This window comes from Amycolatopsis sp. SID8362 (genome assembly GCF_010550475.1).
Taxonomy (GTDB): Bacteria; Actinomycetota; Actinomycetes; order Mycobacteriales; family Pseudonocardiaceae; genus Amycolatopsis; species Amycolatopsis eburnea.
This window is the reverse complement of sequence record NZ_JAAGNB010001704.1, coordinates 1-441: the sequence shown is the minus strand read 5'-3', so window position 1 is coordinate 441 and position 441 is coordinate 1. Positions and strand designations below refer to the sequence as shown.

The following is a 441-nucleotide window of genomic DNA, read 5'->3' as shown; positions in this document are numbered from 1 at the left end:
GGCCGCGCCGGTGTTCGTCTTCCCCGGCCAGGACTCCCAGTGGGCCGGGATGGCCGTCGAACTGCTCGAAGCCGCGCCGGTCTTCGCCGGGCGGATGGCCGAGTGCGCCGCCGCGCTGGCGCCGTTCGTGGACTGGACCCTGACCGACGTCCTGGCCGACGAGGCCGCGCTGGCCCGGGTCGACGTCGTCCAGCCGGCGCTGTGGGCGGTGATGGTGTCGCTGGCCGCGCTGTGGCAGGAGCATGGCGTGGAGCCGGCGGCGGTGGCGGGCCACTCGCAGGGCGAGATCGCCGCCGCCTGCGTCGCCGGGGCGCTGTCGCTCGAAGACGGTGCCCGGATCGTGGCGCTGCGCAGCGCGCTGATCCGGGACCGGCTGTCCGGCCACGGCGCGATGATGTCGGTGCTGGCGCCGGTCGAGGACGTCCGGGCGCTGCTGGGGCC

At 76.4% G+C, this 441-nt stretch carries 1 protein-coding gene; it reads left to right on the top strand.

Features of this window, described 5'->3' with window-relative positions; genetic code table 11:
• Positions 1-441, top strand: a 441-nt coding sequence (locus G3I65_RS52065; protein ID WP_160703467.1) for an acyltransferase domain-containing protein, incomplete at both ends; no start/stop codon positions are given.